We start from the raw sequence: 19,822 nt of genomic DNA on the forward strand, positions 1-19,822 counted from the left end.
TAAATATATGGGGTGGTGTTGTGGATAGAGTTAATAAGGATCTATATGAATTGTGTTCACGATTTTTACAGCTATTGGAATTGTCAAAAGAAAAAGGCATTATATCTGATTCTGAGTATGAGCTTCATGTAAAGCTAAAACAACTTTTTATCCACCAAGAAAAAAACAAACTCTCTAAATAGAGAGTTTGTTTTTTTAGAAGGCCACTATTATCCCGCCATCATTAGCATAGGCTGTACTCAATCCTGCTGTTTCCACAATGATTATCTCTTTGAAATTATATTTTTCCTCTACACTTCTTTTCAGTTCTTCTGCTTTTTCTAAAGCATTACAATGGGCAATGCCTAGTATTTTATCTTCAAAATTCTCCCCTTGTTCTCCAATAATATCTACCAATCTTTTAAAGGCCCTCTTGCTACCCCTAACCTTTTCCACCAATTTGATGGTACCATCTTCATCTCCACCCATGATAGGTTTAATGGATAGCATAGAGGCAATATGTCCCATGGTCTTGCTAATCCTGCCAGCTTTCATTAAATTATCCAAGGATTCTAATATGAAAAAAGTTTTCATCCCTTCAATATATTCTTCTACTTTTTTTACTATCTCCTTAGGATTGAAGTTTTTTTGTATTAGTTCAAATATTTTTAGGCTAACCAAGGTTTCACCTACAGAAGCTGATAGGGAATCAAATACATGGATAAATTTATTGCTAGTTTCTAGAGCAATATTCTTAGCTAACACTGCATTACTATAAGTACTACTTAAAGCAGAGGATAAGGTTACAACAAATACATTTTCTCCTTTTTCATACTGACTTAAAAAATCTCCTGGGGAAGGGCTAGAGGTTCTCACCGGTTCATTACTGTTTTTCATAGCTAATAGTAGTTCTTTCACATCCATACTGTGGTCATCTACAAAAGATTTGTCTTCCACATCTATCTTTAAGGGCACTAAACCTATATCCATTTTTTCTTTTAGTTGTTGGTTTAAATCACAACTACTATCGGCTACTATTTTATAATTCAATACTATCACCTCAATTTTTTAGTTATATTCAAACTATCGTTATCCTATCCTATCCTCTATAAGCTTGGCTAATCCGTTGGCTATATCTCTTATCTTCTTTTCATCTTTTCCCTCTATCATGACTCTAATTAGAGGTTCTGTTCCTGAAGGTCTTATGACGACTCTTCCTTCCCCATGGAACATGCTCTCTATTTTTTCAATTTCAGCTCTTATTTTCTCATCTTCTAGATAGGATTCTTTTAGTTGATTCTTTACCTTTGCATTTACTAGCACCTGAGGAAAATTAGTCATTAAACTATTTAGTTGCGACATAGTTTTGTTGCTTTCTTTCATCACTTGAACTAATTGTAATCCTGTTAGTAATCCATCTCCAGTAGTATTGTGATCTAAAAAGATTATATGGCCTGACTGTTCTCCTCCTAGATTATATCCCTTAGCCAGCATCTCCTCTATTACATATCTGTCTCCTACAGCTGTTTTAACTATATCCATTCCATTTTTCTTTAGATATATATCTAATCCCATATTGGTCATTACTGTGCCAACTATTGTATTATTTTTTAGTTTCCCTTCTTTATATAAATAACTGCCACAAATAGCCAATATATGATCGCCATCGATTATATCTCCCTTTTCATCTACAGCAATAAGTCGATCTCCATCTCCATCAAAAGATAATCCAATGTCAGCACCTGCTTCTAGTACTAAGGATTGAATCATAGAAGGATTCGTTGAACCACATTCTACGTTGATGTTTCCTCCATTAGGTTTATCATTTATAACTACTATTTCTCCTTGTAGCTCTCTAAGTAATTGAGGTGCAATTCTATATAAAGCTCCATTTCCACAGTCAACTGCTATTTTTATTTCCTTAAAGTCTCCATCTACTGTAGTTTTTAAATGTTCAATATAATGATTGTATCCATTATGCTCAAATACCGTTTGTCCCACTTCTTCTTTTATAGGACGTACTGGTATATCCTTATCTTTTAATATTATACTTTCTATTTCTTCTTCTATATCGTCATTGAGTTTGTATCCATTTTCGTCAAAAAACTTTATTCCATTATATTCTACAGGATTATGGGATGCTGATATAACAACTCCCGCTAACCCTTCATATATTCTAGTTAAATAAGCTACAGCTGGTGTAGGAACTACACCTAAAGAGATTACATCTAACCCCATTGAACAAATCCCAGCAGTTAGTGCTGCCTCTAACATATCTCCTGATTTTCGTGTATCCTTTCCTACTACAATTTTACCTTTTCTACCTTTGGATAATACATAGGCTCCTGCTCTACCTACCTTGAAAGCTAATTCTGGTGTTAAATCCTTATTAGCAATTCCCCTTATTCCATCGGTACCGAATAGTTTTCCCATCTTTTCAACCTCCCAAATTGGACTGTAACAATTTAATAATAGCATAAGCTTTAATAATTCACAATGTACTTTTAACAATTCACATTTCATAATGCATATAAAAAGGAAGCCAAAATTCTGCTTTTCAATTTTGTGCTTATCCCTTGTTTTTTATATAATTCACAATTTATTTGAGTCTAGCCTTAGGGATTTGGATCCTTAACCTTCGCCTCAGGTTGAGATAGCTGAGAAGAATACTTTCTTAAGGCTAGTTCCATTAAAGCATCTTTATGGTTTAATTTGGGGTTCTCCATTACCTTTTCTAGTAAGTACTCTAGTATCTCACCAATTATTTTTCCCTTTTCAAATCCTAAGCCGATTAAATCATTACCATCAATCCCCAGATGGCTTAGTTTATATGCCTCATCTTCTTCTATAATCTCTTTGATTTTATTTTCTCTTTCATGTATATGTTCTATATCTGCATCTTTATTGGAGCATTTAATGTCTGCTTTTTGTAATTCCATTAAATTAAATATCTCATCTTCCCCAACTCGCCTAATCAACCTTTTTAGCCCTTTTTCTTTGAAATAAGTATGATGATTCATATGCTCCTTTACCAATATATATACCTTCTCGATTAGTTCATTGGAACATTTAAATCTAGTCAATACTTCTCTACTCATTTCAGCACTTAATCTATCGTGACCATAAAAATGACCTATCCCCTCTTCATCTATAGTAAAGGTATGAGGTTTCCCTATATCGTGAAATAAAGCTGCCAGTCTCACCTGGAGAACAGGAGGGGTGTTGTCTAGTACACATAAAATATGTTCATACACATCTTTATCATGATGGGGATTTTTCTGTTGAAATCCTATGGCAGAAACTATCTCTGGTAATATTATGCCTAATATACCTGTCTCTTTTAATAACCCTATGCCCCTTGAAGGCTTTTCACATAAGATAATTTTGAGAAACTCATCTGTAATTCTTTCCACACTTATCTTTGAAATATTATGACCATAATCCTTTGCTGCTTGATAAGTAGATTCTTCTATGGTAAATCCTAATTGAGTGGAAAACCTAATAGCTCTTAATATCCTCAAATAGTCTTCACTAAATCTATCTTCAGGATTGCCCACAGTCCTGATAATCCCCTTGTATAAATCTTTTTTTCCATCGTAAGGATCTACTAAACCGGTTTTAGGATTATATGCCATGGAATTTATAGTAAAATCCCTACGGCTCAAATCCTCTAAGATATGAGAAGAGAAAAGTACCCACTCAGGTTTTCTACCGTCGATATATCTGCCTTCCTTCCTAAAAGTTGTAACTTCTACAGTTCCTTCCTCTTGAACTAGTATTACAGTTCCAAACTTTTTACCTATATTGACTCTTTTTATGTCAAAAAATATCCTCTCCACCTCTTCTGGAAGAGCATCTGTTGTAATATCATAATCAGACGGCTGTTTATTAAGCATTATATCCCTAACAGAACCACCTACTACATAAGCTTCATATCCCTTTTCTTCTAATTTATATATAATTTGGTTTACATAATATGGTAGGTTAAGCATAATCCTATCCCTCCATGGAAATTTCAATATTTTTAGTATAACATAGTATAGCTCATGGGCAAATGATTTTATACATTATTTGAAGAACGTTGGATATCAGGGGCGGTTCCTGTCCCATTAAAAACCTAGCAATACATATAAGTCCAAAAGTTCACATAAAAAAACTACCTTTATATAGGTAGTTTTTCTACATCTGTATTTTCCTTGTCCATTAAATACATAGTTTCAATTAACACACGATGAAGCTCATCTAATGTTAATTTAGAGAAATGTCGATTTTTTATATAGAAATCCTCCCCATCCCATCTTATCTCCAAGACCTGATCTAACAATAGGTTTAAACTTTTAATATCTTGTTTTTCTAATATGGAATCTAATCCACGGGATTCCTTTATATTATATAGTACTCGAAACAATTTCTCCTCTGCTGTTTTTTTATGCATTTCTAAACATCTGATTTCATCGTAGATATCGAGTATTACCTCTAGACTTTTTGTCGAATTTCCCCTTTCAAAAAAATCTAATAGTATTTTTTGACACTTTAACAATCTTCTCTCCCCCATAAATAAACACCCCTGATTTGTTTATTTAAGACATTCCTTGTTTTAAACTACAATCCTCTAATGTTTTATTATATTTTGTCAAAATTAATAAAATATTGCCCAGGAAATCTTTAGCTATTGTAATCCTTTTAATGATTTAATATAGAACTAATATTTATACCAATCTTGTTTTTAGGTACAAAGTCCTACTCTTGTATAAGTATATAATACTATAAAGCTTCCTACATTTCAATAAGAACATCCTCAAATTTAATAATATGGACTTGCATAAATGCAAGTCCATATTATTAGCTAATGCGTATTCCTTTTTTCGAGTACATCATATTGTATTTATATGACATTTAAGATAGATTCTGGCTGGATATTTTGTTCCTTCAATATCTTACTAATTCTTTCCTCTTCAGTTATAACCTTTTTGTTTTTATTGTCATAGGCATACATTGCCCCATTTAATACCCTAGTATTTAGAGTTCCTTTGCAAGCCTTGTTTCCTTTTAGATGAGGCGCATCTAATATACCTATTTTTACAGCTTTAGTTAATACATCTGGATCAGCTAATGGATCCTTACTATTTGGACCTAAAGATCTAATTGCATTAATTATCATATTTGCCTCTCTTATCAGCTCATTCTTTCGCCTCTGAACGTTCTTGTCCCTTGTCATATCTACAGAACCTAGGAATTCATTTTTCAATACTCCTCTAACTATTTTAGCAGATTCTATTACATCTTCAGCTGTAGCTGCATGATGGGCTTCACAGAAGCCTACCACATGGTATATATGCGGTTTTATTGCCATAGCCAAATAAGCTGAAGCTGCTAATTGACCTTTAGCTTGGTTTAAATCTGCTGGGAAAGATGCCAGCCCTGCTCTAGCTTGCCTATATACCCTGAAATCTTCATCCTCTAAACCTTCTACCAATTCAATCTTTGCTAACATCTTTGCCAAATCCTTTTCAGGTGATATAAACGCAGGAACATTAAACATATATTGAGCCACATAGTCTTTTACTCCCATTTTCTTTGCGTTATAAGCTGCTAAATATGCATCTGCTACTCCTATAGCATCGTGGGCATCCCTTAAGCTCCAATGATGGGGATCGTTTACTTCTACAGGAATATTCCTCTCTCCATGCCACTTCATCACCTGTTGATTTTCATAAATAGCATCTCTTAATTTTCTTGGTCCTCTTCTGTCCAACTCACTGTACCAAAATAAAGGTACAGCACACCAAGCATTGTCTATAGTATCATGTAGCATTTCTGAAAACCTAATTATATTCTTTGTTCCACTATAAGATCTAAGAAGTGGATAGTTTCCTCTTTGGGCTGCTTCATATAGCCTTCTAAAGTCATCCTCTGTTCTTAAAGGTACACCACCAGCACTATCTAGCCTTCTATCCATTTTATCTTGATCAAAGAAGAATTCTTGAGCATTCTGGTCTGGAGCTATGGATATTACATCTAATACTTTTGAATCGGCAATCTTTTCTATTGCAGTTACAGTGTCCTCTACAGTGGATAAACCAAGATGATGCCTAAGGATAGGATAAGGATATTTGGAATTTATTCTAGATATTAAATCCCTAGGATAATTTTCATATACAGAATATTCTTTACCCTTTAAGTATAATATTACCTCATCTATATCCTCAGTACCGTAGAAAATCTTACTGAATATATTACTACTTTCTGCAATCTTTCCCGTTGGTTCAGTTCCTCCAAATAACCAGCTAATAGCCTGTAAGTTTTCTTTCTCTATCTTGTCTTTCAATTCGTCCAGAATCTCTATCAGAGGTTCTGGAGTCAAACGGTAGCTTAGAGCTACGATATCAGGCTTTTTTCTATTTATATTTTCAATAAGCTCATCTACCGAAATTCCAATGCCTAAAAATTCAGTATCATACCCCTCATCTTCTGCAAGGGATAGAAAATTCATAGTACCTGCTACGTGCACACAGTTTCCAATAGTACATGCAAGTATTTTTTTCATGAAGCTACCACCTCTCCTTCACCTTTTGTAGATATACTACCCTTCTCTGCAAGCTGGTGTATTTGTTTTACCTTAAGACCTTTAAGTCCCAGTTTTTTCATAGTTCTACCTTCTTTAAAGAAGTCAATACCTGTTATCAACTCAGCTATTCTAATAATAGAGTCTATAGCAGGAGTTTCTATACCAAGTTCCTTTGCCATTGATGACATGGGTACTAGGCTATAGGGTACATCTTCGTAGATATATCTTATATTTAAACCTTTAGGGGCTTGCAAACCCTTGTAACCTGGATTGTTTTGAATAGCTTCATACAAGGTATGTCCCTTAGCATCATAGGTATACTCAAGCCAATCCTTAGCTGATAAAGTGTTTACGTTAAGTAAAGTACCTATCTTCATCCTTTCAGCATCCATTTTCTCCAGGAAATTCCCAATGGATGGGGTTATACCCTCTGTATAATACTCAAAAGGTGCTCCTCTCTCTATATGCCCACTATTTAGAAGGGTTGGTGCTGGATGAAATATGGCACCATAGTTGTTAATGCTGGTCTCTATTACATCCTTAGCTGGTTTAAACTGAGGATATGCATCATAAAGCATATCTATCACCTCATTAGTTCTTGTTGAGGGTATAGCTGCCAAGGTTACTTCATTTTTTGATCTAAATATATGAGCACTATTTCTGGAAGTGGCCCGACAAGCGTATATAAAGGTTTGAGCTTCAGCCACTACTATATTCTTATCACAACCTTCTTGCCTAATTGCAGCATAAACCTCTAATGCTCCCCCAGTCCTACCTGGATTTAATACAATCACTTGATCATCCTTTAAAAAAGGAGCCATCTGTTTTCCTAATTGGTAATGCCCCATAGCTGGAATAGTTATCATAATTATATCTGCCCCTTCTATGGCCTCTTCTATATTATTAGTGACGATATTTAGTTTTCCATCGCCTTCTACTTCTCCACTCAGTTTAATCATTGGTTTTCCTATTAAAGGTAGGATATTTTCCAAGGTTCTATTATATAAATTTACCTCGTACCCTATTAGGCTTAAATATCCAGCCATTGCAAGGCCCCCATTCCCTGCGCCTATTACTGCATAACACAAATCCCTTTTCATTGTATTACCCCCTCTTACATATTTTTACTCTTACATTTAGCGTAAAATAAAAGACTATGGGGTCCATAGTCGATAAATAACAATACATTATCATTCCCCCCTCCACGCTTACGAGGTTAGCTGACGGGTTCGGGCTAAGGGATTTTGCCCGTCCATAAAAGGATTCACCCCTATTGATTGGTTCCCCCGTTTCTATGGTATTAAGAATTCAGCGAGACATATTTTTTATTATAATAATAGATAACTAGAGCCAAGATGTAGATTCTCAAAGGTTATCTTTATATTCAATCAAATTAATACCAAACTCTTTAAAAGTAAATAATTTGGCAAATAAAGTTTATAAAAATTGTAAGTAATAAGCTAAATAATAGCAAATGAGATAATTTAGATAAAATATAATGAATAGGTTTTATGAAAGTCTTTTGATCTGTAAAAATAAAATTGTATAAAAGTCCCTAACATAGTATAACACACTTTTGAAATTATTGCAACTAAAAGTTTCAAGCCGGTTTCCCATAAGAAAACCGGCTTGCCTTTGTTTATATTATTGCTTTCATCTGTTCCCTTGCAACCTCTGCTCCCTTTTCTAAGGCTTCTTTATTTATAGGTAATAGATGAGCTCTATTTTCACCAAATACTTTAGTAAATCCTTCTAGTATGGATTCAAATTCTACGGTTTTGCTAGCTTCTAAATAAGCACCTAGCATTACCATATTTGCTACTCGATTGTTCCCAAGTTTATCCGCTATTTCATTGGCTGGTATATAATATACCTGGATATCTTCCCTCTTGGCTTTAGTTTCTATCAAAGATGAATTTATGAATAGTCTTCCACCTTCTATAACCGTCTCCTCAAATTTATCTAGGGAGGGCCTATTCATCACAATAGCAGCAGTAGAATCCACTACAACTGGAGAACCTACCCCTTCACTTGATATGATTACACCGCAGTTTGCTGTCCCCCCACGCATTTCTGGTCCATAGGAAGGTAACCAAGAAACATTTTTATCTTCTATCATGCCTGCATAGGTTAATAATTGACCTATAGCCATTACCCCCTGGCCACCAAATCCAGCTATTACTATTCTTTCTTCCATTTTACTCCACCTCCTCTGGTCTTCTAAAGTTTCCTAGAGGATAATAAGGTATCATATTGTCTTCTAACCATTTTAGCGCTTCTACTGGTGTTAACCCCCAATTAGTTGGACAAGTAGATAGTACTTCCACTATTCCAAAACCCTTTCCATCTAGTTGGACTTGGAAACATTCTTTAATAGCCTTTTTTGCTTTTCTAACGTTTGCTGGTGTATTTACTGTTACCCTTTCAACGAATTTAGCTCCATCAATTGTAGCTAGCATTTCTGCCATCTTTAGGGGCTTACCACAGTGAGCCTCATCTCTTCCATAAGGAGCTGTTGTGGCTTTTTGCCCTACTAAAGTAGTTGGTGCCATTTGGCCACCAGTCATACCGTATATAGCATTGTTTACAAATATAGTGGATATCTTTTCTCCACGATGGGCAGCATGAACTATTTCTGCTGTACCTATAGAGGCTAGGTCTCCATCTCCTTGGTAGGTAAATACGAAGTTTTCTGGATGAACCCTCTTTATTCCAGTAGCAACAGCTGGAGCCCTACCGTGGGCTGCTTCATGCATATCACAGTTGAAATATTTATATGCCAATACAGAACATCCTACAGGTGCTACTCCTATTGCTTCATCTAGTACCCCTAGTTCTTCTAATACTTCTGCCACCAATCTGTGGATTATTCCATGGGTACAGCCTGGGCAATAGTGGGTTTCTACATCGGTCAATCCTCTGGTCTTATCGAATACTACTGCCATTACAATTCACCTCCATAGATTTCCTTGACTTTTTTAATGATCTCACCTGGTGTTGGTACCATACCACCAGTTCTGCCATAGAAGTGTACTGGATATTTCCCTTTTACCGCAATTTTTACATCGTCTATCATCTGTCCCGTATTCATTTCTACTGTTAATATTCCCTTACATTTATCATTAATCTTCTTGAATTCATCATAAGGATAAGGCCATAGGGTTATAGGTCTTATTAGGCCCACTTTATACCCTTCCTTTTCCAGTTGAGAGATGGCCGTCCGAGCTATTCTTGATGTGGTTCCATAGGCTGCTATGACTACATCTGCATCTTCTATATTATAGGATTCTACTTTCACTTCATTTTCCCTTATGGTTTTATATTTTTCTTGAAGCTTAATATTGTGCTGTTCTAATTCTTCCGCTGCCAAGTATAGAGAGTTGATTATATTTGGCTTTCTCTTTCCTCCCGTACCTACAGTAGCCCAATCCTTTTCAGGCAGGTCTCTTGATTTTGGTTTTTTGAACTCTACCGGTTCCATCATCTGACCAATCATCCCATCTCCTAATATCATTACTGGATTTCTATATTGGTCTGCTATATCAAATCCCTCGATTATTAAGTCTACTAACTCTTGAACGTTAGCCGGAGCTAATACTACTACTCTATAGTCACCATTTCCCCCACCTCTTGTGGCTTGGAAGTAGTCAGTTTGAGATGGTTGTATACTGCCTAATCCTGGACCACCTCTCATAATATTGACTATTACGCAAGGTAATTCTGCTCCTGCAATATATGTTATACCTTCTTGTTTTAAAGATATACCTGGGCTTGATGAGGAAGTCATGACCCTAGCCCCTGCCCCTGCAGCACCATATACCATATTAATAGCAGCTATTTCACTTTCTGCTTGTAAGAAAACTCCTCCAATCTTAGGTAACTCCCTAGCCATATACTCTGGCAATTCAGATTGTGGCGTTATGGGGTAGCCAAAAAAGTACTTGCAACCTGCCTCTATGGCTGCAGCACCTATAGCTTCATTTCCCTTCATGAGAACTTTAGCCATAAATAAAACCTCCTTTGAAATGAATTCTATACTCTCTCAACAGTTATAACTACATCTGGACACATAGTTGCACAGTTAGCACAACCGATACATTTGTCCATTTCAACAACCGTAGCTGGATGATAACCCTTTGCATTGATTTTACTCTTATCTAAGGATATGATCTTAGTAGGACAAACGGATACGCATAGACCGCAGCCCTTACAAAGATCCTCCTTGAATGTTACTTTTCCTTTTACCTTGGCCATATTAACCCCCCTTAATTTCCTATTGTTAAATCATCCAATCCTCCCTCATGTATAAAGTCATCGGGAATATTTCTCCTTCTAAATCATCTGGCAGTTCTTTTGCTACATCCTCTATTACTGATATATATTTAATTGGAATATTGGTCCTCTCTGACACCTTTTTTGCTAAACTTTGTCCCTTTAATACATCTTCTACTGTAGTGCTCTTCAACATATGTGTGTTATTTACTATACCTGTTACTTTAGCTCTGGCTGTATCTTCTATTTTTCTCAAATATTCTATGGCCTTGTCAACTGTCTGTGTTTCCGGTCTATTGGCGTTTAGCACAAAGAACATATCGTATTTCCCTTCTACAAAATATTCATTGTATCTACCTAAAGTCCTAGCACCAGCTGGATCCCCTCCTACATCTATAACCCCTTCATATGAAGTATCCTGCATAGGAGTAACTATTTCCGCTGAGATTGCAGGTATATCTACTGCCGATGCATCTATAGAGCTGGCTATAACTTTGACACCTAATTTCTCTAAGAGTTCCCTTTTTTCTCTGCTACGAAAATATAAGTTTACTACATCTAAATCTGCTAAAGCTACTTTCTTCCCAATTTCAGCTAATTTTACAGCATAGTTTATACTAAATTCGGTTTTACCACTACCATAATGGCCAATTATAAACCTTAACCTTTTGTCCTTCAACACTATATCACCTAAGTTCTATTTATATTCTTTGGATTCTTCCTCTCCAGTCAATACTCTTAAACCACCTTCTGCCAATGCTGTTAATTCATCTTCTCCAGGATATACATAAACCTCAGATATGAATTCTACCTTTTCTTTAATCCAATTGGTAAACTTTTTATCATGGGCAATACCCCCAGTCAAAAGTATTCCATCTACTTGTCCCTTTAGTACCGCTGCACAGCTTCCAATTTCTTTAGCTACTTGATAGGCCATGGCATAATAGATTAGTTCTGCGTACTGGTCACCCTTTTCTATCCTTTCACTTACCTCTATTGCATTGTTAGTATTTAAATAGGATACCATTCCACCGTTACCCTTTATCATCTTTTTCATTTCTTCATAGGAATATTTACCTGAATAGCAGAGCTTGACTAAATCCCCTACTGGTAGTCCACCAGATCGTTCTGGGGAAAAAGGTCCTTCTCCTTCTAAGGCATTTGCTACCTCTATTACTTTTCCTTTTTGATGAGCCCCTACAGATATTCCTCCACCTAGATGGGCAATTATTAAATTCATATCCTCATATTTTTTCCCTTTAGATTTTGCATGACGTCGTGCTACTGCTTTATGGTTTAGTGGGTGAAATATACTCCTTCGCTCTATCTCCTTAAGCCCTGAAATCCTTGCTACTGGAGATAGTTCATCTACTACTACTGGGTCTACAATATAAGCTTTAGCACCGATGTCTTTACCTATCTCATGGGAAATAATACCGCCTAAATTGGAAGCGTGCTCCCCTTGAACTCCTATTCTTAAATCTTCTAACATCCTTTCATTTACTTCATAGGTTCCACCTTCTATAGGTTTAAGCAATCCTCCCCTACCAACGATGGCAGATATAGAATTTATATCTATTTTGTTTTTTGTTAGGGTTTTAAGAATTATTTCCTTCCTAAATTCATATTGGTCAAATACCTTTTCGTATCTAGATAGTTCTTCTACGGAATGTCTTAAGGTTTCATCAAATATCATTTTATGATTGTCAAATACTGCAATTTTAGTAGATGTTGAACCTGGGTTTATGACTAGCAATCTATAGTTTCCTGTCATTTTAAGCCTCCTTTATTTAGATGTAAGCAATACCCCCAATGCTATAGAATGGATTTTGGCTTCTTGGCTGTCAGCTCTCGAAGTCAAAACTATAGGGGATTTGGTACCTAATATTATTCCTGCAGATTTGGCCTTAGCTAAAAAAGTCAAAGATTTATACAATACATTTCCTGCATCAATATCGGGTACCAATAATATATCTGCATCTCCAGCTACTGAGCTTTCTATTCCTTTATGAAGAGCTGCTTCCTTTGATATAGCATTATCTAGTGCAAAGGGCCCCTCTACTATACATCCGGTTATTTCGCCTCTTTTATACATATCAGATAGTTCCTTTGCATGGACTGTGGCTTCCATTTTTGGGGAAACCTTTTCCTTGGCTCCAATAACAGCTACCTTTGGATTGTTTATTTCTAAAGAATGAGCTAATTCTACTGCATTTTCAATTATTTCCTTCTTTTGATATATGTCTGGGCTAATATTCATGGCAGCGTCGGTTACAAAAAATATCTTATGATAGGTTTCTACATCAAATACTGCTACATGGCTAATTACCTTTCCTATTCTCAGTCCTATTTCCTTGTCTAAAACTTGTTTCATGATAACTGAGGTATCTATCAGTCCTTTCATAAGTATTTCAGCTTTCCCTGTACTAACTAATTTTGTGGCTATTCGAGAAGCTTGTAATCCGTCCTTTTCGTCTATTATCTCTACCTCTGATAGTTCAAAATCTATTTTCTCGCTTATCTGTTGGATCTTAGACTTGTCCCCAACTAATATAGGATTTATTATGTTTAAATCCTTACAAACCTTGATAGCACCGAGAACATCCCTATCCTGTGCCACTGCAACAGATATCTTTTTAGGGCCCCTTTTCTCAGCTAAAGCTAATAGTTCACTAAAAGATTTTGCCATTATATCATCACCTCATTTTCATATATTTTTACTTCCTCTTCATTGTGCAGTACCCTTAATACACCTTTATTCAAAGCAGCCATTTCATCCTCTCCAGGATATACAATTACTTCTGCTATGAATTCTACCATATCTTTAACTTCCTTTACCAGATATTCTGAAAAAGCTAGTCCACCAGTCAAAATTATATTATCTACTTTACCACCTAATACTGCGGCATAAGCACCTATCTCTTTGCCAATCTGGTATATCATAGCATCATATATGAGTTTTGCATATTCATCACCAGCATTAATCTTTCCTTCTACAACCCTACCGTCTATGGTATCAAGATAGGACATGAGACCGCCTTGCCCCTTTATTTTCTTCTTCATCTCTTCTAAGGAATATTTTCCAGAATAGCACATATCGATTAAATCTCCTACCGGCAAACCGCCTGTTCGCTCTGGCGAGAAGGGGCCCATTTCACTAGCATTGTTTGCATCTATCATCTGTCCCTTTTTCACGGGGCAGATGGATATTCCTCCACCTAGATGGGCTACTACAAGATTCAAATCCCTTAGGTTTCTGTTGAGTTCTTTTGCTCTTCGATAGGATACGGCCTTGATATTTAATGCATGAACTTGAGACTTTCTTTCGATCTCTTTTAGGCCTGAAATCCTAGCCACTTCTTCAAATTCATCTACTGACACTGGGTCTACTATATAGGATTTTATTCCCTGACTATCTCCAATTCCCTTGGCAAGCATGCCACCAAGATTAGCAGCATGCTCAGCCCCAATTCCAATCTCCAAATCATCTATCATCTTCTGAGTAACTAGATAAGTACCTCCTGGCATAGGCCTGAGTATACCCCCTCTACCTACTACCGCTTTCAAGGACCTTACATCTATATTTGCCTTCCTAAGCCAATCATAAATTAAACCTAATCTATATTCATATTGATGTATAACCTTTTCATGTTTCTCCAATTCCTCTTTACTGTGATGTATTTTGTAAGATTTGATTTCCTTTTCATCTCCATATATAGCCACCTTAGTTGAGGTTGATCCTGGGTTTATTACTAGAACATATTTACTGTCCATAGCCCCACCTACTCCTCCTTTAAAGTAATATTTAGATCTTCAGGTTGAATATTTATTACCATAAAATCTTCCCCATCTTTAACGGATAATTTTGCTTGGTGACTTCCTGCCTCTAGACCTTGTAAATCTAGTTCTATACTTAAATCCTCTTTATTTAAGAGATCTACTTTAGTACTACTACCCCTAATGGTAACTTCAAAGGATTTACTTAAATCTCCTTCATCAATAATAAGCCCTGAACTAAGATTTATTATATCCACATCCTCCAAAGTATAATTGAAGGTTTTGGTTCTGCTTTCCTCAATATTTAATGTTATTGTAACTTGTTTCTTTGGATCTACCAAGCTTATATTCTCCGGTAAATCTAATTCTACTACTACATTTCTTTTTCCGATTAGGTAGTTTATATCTATAGGCATAGTCTTAATAGAGTTTATATTCTTTAAATCCTCTTTTTTGCCTTTTATCTCTATTTCACTTGGGTTTATGCTTATATCCATTACTTCATAATTATCCGGCAATTGATTTTCTGTCTGTAACTCTATAGGCACTTTCTTAACTTTATAAACCGGGATAAATACATCTACTAGGTTTTGTTCCTTTTCTACGCCTCTTACATCATCCCCTTTTTCGTCTATCAACTTTATGGGAACGGTTACCTTTATATCTTCCGTCCTATTGGTAAGATCTACTGTTGCCACTACATCTGTTACGGAATCAACCCAAGATCTTGGTCCCTCTATATATACAGATTGAGGCTTTATTTCCGGCTCACCTAGTACGTAGCCTTGAGGTAAGCTTCCATCGGTATCAACGGTTACTACAGCTTCTTTTCTTACGAGCTTTTCAAATTTAAATAGTATTTCCTTTGGATGATAATCTACTATTCTCACTTCGCTTGGCACATCAATGTATACAGGTACTTTTACACTACCTTCACTATATCCACTTAAGTCAACTGAAGCCAATATATCCTCTTCGAGAATCCTATTTACATAGTTTCTTTTACCAGAAATTTTTATTGTAATCTTTGGATCCTTTGGTTCCATGATGACTAGACCTTGTCTTTCCAAACTAGAATAATTGGATAAACTAACCTCTGTATTTCTAAACTCCTTTGTAATTGTAGGGTTTTCTTCACTCATAACATAGCTCCACAAAATGATAGCTATTATTAGAGCAAAGATCTTTATAGTTAGATCATTTTTCTTCTCTTTGCTCATCTTTTCGCCTCCATTTTGTAATAAATGTTTGTTTCATCTCCTTAGGTTTGTACATATCCATCAAAATCTGTTTTAAAGTCTTCGCATCTAAGTATCTAGCCAAACTACCATTTTCTGCAATAGATATAGCACCAGTTTCTTCTGATACTACTATCGCTAAACCATCAGATTTTTCAGAAATGCCTAAAGCTGCCCTATGACGGGTACCTAGATCTTTACTTAATGATGTATTGTCAGTTAATGGTAAAAAACACCCTGCTGCTTTTATCATATCTTCTTTAATTATTACGGCTCCATCATGAAGGGGGGTATTAGGTATGAATATATTGATTAACAGATCGCTAGATACTTTTCCTTCTATTTTAGTTCCAGTTTCTACTACCTCGCTCAAACCTGTCTTTCTCTCTATGACTATAAGAGCTCCGATTTTTTGTCTGGAAAGGGAGGCTACTGCCTCAACTATTTCGTCCACCATCTGAGATAGACTTTCATCTTTTACCTCTACAAAGGATTTAGTAAAAAATCTGCTCCTTCCAATATATTCTAATGCTCTTCTAAGTTCTGGTTGGAATACTATTAAGATAGCTAGAGTACCAACAGTCATTACCTGTTTTAATAACCAATTGATAGTGTATAGCTCTAACCATTCACTAAGCTTAGTAAATACGAATAATGCAAATATTCCCTTGGTAAGTTGTTCAGCTCTCGTTTCTCGGATCAGCATAAATAGTTTATAAAAGGCTAAAGCCACAATAAGTATATCTATAATATCCCGTATTCTTATATTTGTAAAAAGGTCTTTAATAAATTGCAAGGTATATCACACCTTTATCTTTTTTTTACTACATTATTATTATATAACAAATAATTAATAATTTGAACAAAATATCGGATTCTAGGTAAATGTTGATATATTCAGAATTATTTAAATATTCACCCTTTTGTTCCTGAAACAATCTTAGGGGTTGTCCTATTTTAGAATTTTATGATATTAAATGCTGGATTAGAGTCCATATAAAATGACATAATATTACATACTAAAACCATCCTATAATTAACTTAAGAATTATTCAACCTAATTATTCCTCCCTATTTATGTCTATAAATCTACTCTTTGAATCATACATAAACTTGCTCAACTTCCTTTGATTTAACCACCATATATAGATTACATAAGGGACAAATAATAAACTTAGTTGGGGGATGCCTGCCATCAATATAAAGTTGAATATGCCATGAAGAAATATTGGCATGTAAAGGGACCTACGCATATTTTTTCTAGCCCTTTTTTCATCGATATCAAATTTTGCTAAGGATAAATAATATCCCATGGTTATTCCAAATACTGCATGAGCTGGAACGGAAAATACACCTCTATATAATCCTACATGAGGATTGTTAGCATATCTATATACTACATATACTATGTTTTCCACAGTAGCAAATCCCATAGCAGAAAACACACCATATACTATTCCGTCTAATTTCTCATTGAAATATTTAGTCTTATAGGGAACTTTTAATATGACCAATCTCTTAAAATACTCCTCTGTAAGCCCAGCTACTATAAAAGCGATATAAAAAGCATCAAGAACCCCTGAAAAAATATTTAGTTTTAAAAGTAATTCTTCTACTATTATTATAGGTACTACGGATATAGCGCCTAGAAGGTATGTGAGCAACAAAAGCTTTAAAGGTTCCCTGTCGTATCTATCGCTTAGATAAATACCAAATATTATGGCTATTGCCGGTGTTATGGCTATGACAAACAATCTAGTATTCAATAGAATCTCCTCCAATAATATAGTCAATTATATTATTGGTAAATATATAAAAAATAAACCTATATTCATGATTTAACTTGAATATAAGTTTTTATTGTATCTTTGTTGCCAAACAATAAAAGGGACCACCTCATAATAAGGCAATCCCTTAAAAATTATTTTAAAATCTTTTCATCTATGAATTTTTCTACATCTTCTGCCGTAGGTAAGCTAAGGATTTCGTCTAACATAGATTCAATTTCAGATTTAGATGTATTATTTATTATCCATCTGGCTCTTAATATAGAGGAAGAACTCATACTGAATTCGTCTAATCCCATGCCTAGTAGTAGAGGTATTAATTTTTCATCTCCTGCTGCTTCTCCACACATTCCTACCCATATACCTTCCTTATGACCATTTTCTATAGTCATTTTAATAAGCTTTAATACTGCTGGATGGTATTGATTGTATAGATAGGATATATCTTGATTACCTCTATCTACAGCTAGAGTATACTGGATTAAATCATTGGTTCCAATGCTGAAAAAATCCACCTCTTTTGCAAATATGTCCGAATGGACTGCCACAGCTGGTATTTCTACCATTATACCTACTTCTATATCTTCGTTAAAAGGGATGTTTTCTTTCCTTAACTCTTCCTTTGCTTCTTCCAGTATTTTTTTAGCATCCCTAATCTCCTTTATATTGGATATCATAGGGAACATTATCTTTATATTTCCAAAAGCTGAAGCTCTTAACAAAGCCCTTAATTGAGTCTTAAACATATCCGTTCTATCTAAGCAAAGCCTAATTGCTCTATAACCTAGGAATGGGTTCATTTCTTCTGGTAGGTCTAAATAAGGAATGTCTTTGTCCCCACCTACATCTAATGTTCTAATTACAACTGGTTTTCCTTCTAGTCTTTCAGCTACTATCTTATAGGCTTCAAACTGTTCTTCTTCTGTAGGCAATGTTTTGCTATCCATATATAGGAACTCCGTCCTATATAGCCCTATACCTTCTCCATCATTTTCTATAACCTTATCTACATCCTTAGGAGTGCCAATATTAGCTGCTATTTCTACCTTAACTCCATCCTTAGATATGCTCTCTTTCCCCTTCATATCCTTTAGCTTTAGTTTAAACTCTTGATAATCCTTCTTCTTTTGTTCATAGGTTTTTATTTCCTCTTCTGAAGGGTTTAGTAGTACTAGGCCTTCTTTTCCATCGATTATTACGAAATCCCCATTTTTTACTTCATTGGTTATATCTTTTAATCCAGATATAGCTGGTATTTCTAAGGTTCTTGCCATAATAGATGTATGAGAAGTTTTTCCTCCTAATTCGGTCACAAAACCTATTACCATCTCCTTGTTCATCTGAGCCGTATCCGATGGTGTCAAATCCTCAGCTACTATGATACATTCCTCTTCTAAGGATCCAAGATCCATGGTTTCAATATCCAATAGTATTCTCAATAGCCTATTGGATACATCCTTTAAATCTAAAGCCCTTTCCCTTAGATATTCATCCTCGATGTTTTCAAATATCTTTATAAATTTGTCAGCAACGTTTTTTACTGCCCATTCTGCATTTACTTCTTGACTTTTTATGGTTTCTTTGACATCACCGATAAATTCTGGATCCTCTATCATCATCTTATGAGCATTAAATATCTCAGCTTCTTCTTTCCCAACATTATTTAGGGTTTTTTCATATAGCTTCTCAATTTGTTTCATTCCTGTTTTTATGGCCTTTTCCAATCGATCTATCTCTTCATCAATATCCTGAATTTGCTTTTTGTTTATGGTTATCTCTGGCTCCTTATACACTAGGATGTTTCCTAAAGCGATTCCTGGTGATGTTCCTATTCCTTTCATGGAAAATCCTCCTATTCATTGAAATTATCATTAACAAGCTTTACTAGGGCTTTTACTGCATCTTCGGCATCATCTCCATCTGCTTGAATCAGTATTGTGTCGCCTTTGCCTGCTCCCATACTCAGTATACCCATGATGCTCTTAGCATTATATTCTTTTCCATCTTTAACTACCTTGACATCTGCTGTAAATCTAGATGCTTCTTTGACAAATAAACTTGCTGGTCTAGCGTGAAGACCCGTTTCATTTTGTAAAACAACTTCCTGTTTAAACATAATATTACCTCCTAATAATTTTTCTTTATGTTTATTTTAAAAATTTATTTTCTTTTTTGTTATATTACTTTTAAAATAATTATTA

Annotated in this window: 20 protein-coding genes and 1 riboswitch; of the genes, 1 reads left to right on the top strand and 19 read right to left on the bottom strand. The window is 35.2% G+C overall.

The annotated features are described in order from the left end of the window. On the top strand, positions 1–182 hold a 182-nt coding region (locus C3E88_RS10850), incomplete at its 5' end, for a hypothetical protein (RefSeq protein ID WP_236910205.1). A 13-nt stretch (positions 183–195) separates the two neighbouring features. Here the strand turns inward: C3E88_RS10850 and C3E88_RS10855 are convergent. The 19 genes from C3E88_RS10855 to C3E88_RS10945 form a co-directional block, all read right to left on the bottom strand. Then, positions 196–1,029 (bottom strand): DegV family protein, encoded by an 834-nt coding sequence (locus C3E88_RS10855; RefSeq protein ID WP_236910206.1) that lies wholly within the window; start codon positions 1,027–1,029, stop codon positions 196–198. 39 nt (positions 1,030–1,068) lie between these two features. After that, complete coding sequence (gene glmM / locus C3E88_RS10860; protein WP_236910207.1) at positions 1,069–2,412, bottom strand: phosphoglucosamine mutase; 1,344 nt, start codon at positions 2,410–2,412, stop codon at positions 1,069–1,071. 182 nt (positions 2,413–2,594) lie between these two features. Continuing rightward, positions 2,595–3,971: a CCA tRNA nucleotidyltransferase gene (locus tag C3E88_RS10865; protein ID WP_236910208.1), complete on the bottom strand. Its 1,377-nt coding sequence runs from the start codon at positions 3,969–3,971 to the stop codon at positions 2,595–2,597. 170 nt (positions 3,972–4,141) lie between these two features. Then, complete coding sequence (locus tag C3E88_RS10870) at positions 4,142–4,534, bottom strand: hypothetical protein (RefSeq protein WP_236910209.1); 393 nt, start codon at positions 4,532–4,534, stop codon at positions 4,142–4,144. Positions 4,535–4,864: 330 nt separating this feature from the next. Beyond that, positions 4,865–6,526, bottom strand: a complete 1,662-nt coding sequence (locus C3E88_RS10875; RefSeq protein ID WP_236910210.1) for a cobalamin B12-binding domain-containing protein — start codon at positions 6,524–6,526, stop codon at positions 4,865–4,867. Next, a complete protein-coding gene (locus tag C3E88_RS10880) occupies positions 6,523–7,647 on the bottom strand; it encodes an NAD/NADP-dependent octopine/nopaline dehydrogenase family protein (protein WP_236910211.1) in 1,125 nt (374 codons plus the stop codon). Before C3E88_RS10880 ends, C3E88_RS10875 begins: the two co-directional genes overlap by 4 nt. Positions 7,648–7,737: 90 nt before the next feature. Next, positions 7,738–7,871, bottom strand: a riboswitch (cyclic di-AMP (ydaO/yuaA leader). A gap of 315 nt (positions 7,872–8,186) precedes the next feature. Beyond that, complete coding sequence (locus tag C3E88_RS10885; protein WP_236910212.1) at positions 8,187–8,744, bottom strand: 2-oxoacid:acceptor oxidoreductase family protein; 558 nt, start codon at positions 8,742–8,744, stop codon at positions 8,187–8,189. Between the two features lies 1 nt (position 8,745). Next, positions 8,746–9,492, bottom strand: coding sequence for a thiamine pyrophosphate-dependent enzyme (locus C3E88_RS10890; protein ID WP_236910213.1), 747 nt, complete (start codon positions 9,490–9,492; stop codon positions 8,746–8,748). Continuing rightward, positions 9,492–10,553, bottom strand: coding sequence for a 3-methyl-2-oxobutanoate dehydrogenase subunit VorB (locus tag C3E88_RS10895; protein ID WP_236910214.1), 1,062 nt, complete (start codon positions 10,551–10,553; stop codon positions 9,492–9,494). The genes C3E88_RS10890 and C3E88_RS10895 overlap by 1 nt, the downstream gene beginning before the upstream one ends. A 26-nt stretch (positions 10,554–10,579) precedes the next feature. Further along, complete coding sequence (locus C3E88_RS10900; protein WP_236910215.1) at positions 10,580–10,801, bottom strand: 4Fe-4S binding protein; 222 nt, start codon at positions 10,799–10,801, stop codon at positions 10,580–10,582. A 25-nt stretch (positions 10,802–10,826) separates the two neighbouring features. Next, positions 10,827–11,498: a nucleotide-binding protein gene (locus C3E88_RS10905; RefSeq protein ID WP_272878540.1), complete on the bottom strand. Its 672-nt coding sequence runs from the start codon at positions 11,496–11,498 to the stop codon at positions 10,827–10,829. A gap of 18 nt (positions 11,499–11,516) precedes the next feature. Continuing rightward, complete coding sequence (gene buk / locus C3E88_RS10910) at positions 11,517–12,593, bottom strand: butyrate kinase (RefSeq protein ID WP_236910216.1); 1,077 nt, start codon at positions 12,591–12,593, stop codon at positions 11,517–11,519. Positions 12,594–12,605: 12 nt separating this feature from the next. Next, positions 12,606–13,508, bottom strand: a complete 903-nt coding sequence (locus C3E88_RS10915) for a phosphate butyryltransferase (RefSeq protein ID WP_236910217.1) — start codon at positions 13,506–13,508, stop codon at positions 12,606–12,608. Continuing rightward, on the bottom strand, positions 13,508–14,593 hold the full coding sequence (gene buk / locus C3E88_RS10920) for a butyrate kinase (protein ID WP_236910218.1): 1,086 nt from the start codon (positions 14,591–14,593) through the stop codon (positions 13,508–13,510). The genes C3E88_RS10915 and buk (C3E88_RS10920) overlap by 1 nt, the downstream gene beginning before the upstream one ends. Before the next feature lie 8 nt (positions 14,594–14,601). Then, positions 14,602–15,816, bottom strand: a complete 1,215-nt coding sequence (locus C3E88_RS10925; RefSeq protein ID WP_236910219.1) for a CdaR family protein — start codon at positions 15,814–15,816, stop codon at positions 14,602–14,604. Further along, positions 15,794–16,630, bottom strand: a complete 837-nt coding sequence (gene cdaA, locus C3E88_RS10930; RefSeq protein ID WP_236910220.1) for a diadenylate cyclase CdaA — start codon at positions 16,628–16,630, stop codon at positions 15,794–15,796. Before cdaA ends, C3E88_RS10925 begins: the two co-directional genes overlap by 23 nt. A 265-nt stretch (positions 16,631–16,895) precedes the next feature. Continuing rightward, complete coding sequence (locus C3E88_RS10935) at positions 16,896–17,600, bottom strand: PrsW family intramembrane metalloprotease (protein ID WP_236910221.1); 705 nt, start codon at positions 17,598–17,600, stop codon at positions 16,896–16,898. Between the two features lie 155 nt (positions 17,601–17,755). Beyond that, positions 17,756–19,462 carry a phosphoenolpyruvate--protein phosphotransferase gene (gene ptsP, locus C3E88_RS10940; protein WP_236910222.1) on the bottom strand — a complete coding sequence of 569 codons (1,707 nt, stop codon included), beginning with the start codon at positions 19,460–19,462 and terminating at the stop codon, positions 17,756–17,758. Positions 19,463–19,473: 11 nt separating this feature from the next. Further along, positions 19,474–19,737, bottom strand: coding sequence for an HPr family phosphocarrier protein (locus tag C3E88_RS10945; RefSeq protein WP_236910223.1), 264 nt, complete (start codon positions 19,735–19,737; stop codon positions 19,474–19,476). Positions 19,738–19,822 lie beyond the last annotated feature (85 nt).

Source organism: Clostridium sp. Cult3 (assembly GCF_021655115.1).
Taxonomy (GTDB): Bacteria; Bacillota; Clostridia; order Tissierellales; family Tepidimicrobiaceae; genus PPXY01.

Excerpts from the sequence above, each read along its gene's own strand:
- C3E88_RS10865 (WP_236910208.1), bottom strand. The coding sequence starts at position 3,971 with ATGCTTAACCTACCATATTATGTAAACCAAATTATATATAAATTAGAA.
- C3E88_RS10915 (WP_236910217.1), bottom strand. The coding sequence starts at position 13,508 with ATGGCAAAATCTTTTAGTGAACTATTAGCTTTAGCTGAGAAAAGGGGC.
- C3E88_RS10925 (WP_236910219.1), bottom strand. The coding sequence starts at position 15,816 with ATGAGCAAAGAGAAGAAAAATGATCTAACTATAAAGATCTTTGCTCTA.
- C3E88_RS10900 (WP_236910215.1), bottom strand. The coding sequence starts at position 10,801 with ATGGCCAAGGTAAAAGGAAAAGTAACATTCAAGGAGGATCTTTGTAAG.
- C3E88_RS10875 (WP_236910210.1), bottom strand. The coding sequence starts at position 6,526 with ATGAAAAAAATACTTGCATGTACTATTGGAAACTGTGTGCACGTAGCA.
- C3E88_RS10880 (WP_236910211.1), bottom strand. The coding sequence starts at position 7,647 with ATGAAAAGGGATTTGTGTTATGCAGTAATAGGCGCAGGGAATGGGGGC.
- buk (WP_236910218.1), bottom strand. The coding sequence starts at position 14,593 with ATGGACAGTAAATATGTTCTAGTAATAAACCCAGGATCAACCTCAACT.
- buk (WP_236910216.1), bottom strand. The coding sequence starts at position 12,593 with ATGACAGGAAACTATAGATTGCTAGTCATAAACCCAGGTTCAACATCT.
- C3E88_RS10895 (WP_236910214.1), bottom strand. The coding sequence starts at position 10,553 with ATGGCTAAAGTTCTCATGAAGGGAAATGAAGCTATAGGTGCTGCAGCC.
- ptsP (WP_236910222.1), bottom strand. The coding sequence starts at position 19,462 with ATGAAAGGAATAGGAACATCACCAGGAATCGCTTTAGGAAACATCCTA.
- C3E88_RS10885 (WP_236910212.1), bottom strand. The coding sequence starts at position 8,744 with ATGGAAGAAAGAATAGTAATAGCTGGATTTGGTGGCCAGGGGGTAATG.
- C3E88_RS10945 (WP_236910223.1), bottom strand. The coding sequence starts at position 19,737 with ATGTTTAAACAGGAAGTTGTTTTACAAAATGAAACGGGTCTTCACGCT.
- glmM (WP_236910207.1), bottom strand. The coding sequence starts at position 2,412 with ATGGGAAAACTATTCGGTACCGATGGAATAAGGGGAATTGCTAATAAG.
- C3E88_RS10870 (WP_236910209.1), bottom strand. The coding sequence starts at position 4,534 with ATGGGGGAGAGAAGATTGTTAAAGTGTCAAAAAATACTATTAGATTTT.
- C3E88_RS10890 (WP_236910213.1), bottom strand. The coding sequence starts at position 9,492 with ATGGCAGTAGTATTCGATAAGACCAGAGGATTGACCGATGTAGAAACC.